Genomic DNA, 500 nt, shown 5'->3' with positions numbered 1-500 from the left:
TAACACGAATGCAGAAGTTGATGTCTTGTTCAATTAACCATGTAAACCACTGCTCACCGATAAACTCTCTGTCTGCGAACACATTCACAATACGGTCTTTACCAAAAATGGAGATAAAGCGTTGAATCAAAGCAATGCGCTCTTTCGTATCTGAATTTCCACGTTTATTAAGCAATGTCCAAAGGATAGGTATCGCTATTCCACGATAAACGATCGCGAGCATCAGGATATTAATATTTCGTTTTCCCCATTTCCAATTGGTTCTATCTAAAGTCAGTTGCACTTTGTCGAATGAAAATATATTGAAAATCAACCGAGAAATTTGACGATAATCGAAATACTGACCTGCAAAGAAGCGCTGCATACGTCGATAAAATGATTGTGGTAAGCACTTGATGGGCAAGGCTTTAGATGCAGAAGAAAGATTACATGTTTGCTTTAAAATAATCACAAGCATGATGAGCGCAAAGCACTTTAAATGTGACTTGTTCCATTTTAGA

At 37.4% G+C, this 500-nt stretch carries 1 protein-coding gene; it reads right to left on the bottom strand.

Annotated features, from left to right (window positions below):
• A partial coding sequence (locus tag L6C30_RS14730; RefSeq protein WP_236163340.1) for a transposase occupies positions 1–500 on the bottom strand: 500 nt, incomplete at both ends.

The sequence above is a fragment of the Acinetobacter sp. KAM396 genome (assembly GCF_021602765.1).
Taxonomy (GTDB): Bacteria; Pseudomonadota; Gammaproteobacteria; order Pseudomonadales; family Moraxellaceae; genus Acinetobacter; species Acinetobacter towneri_A.
This window is presented reverse-complemented; position numbering and strand designations above follow the sequence as displayed.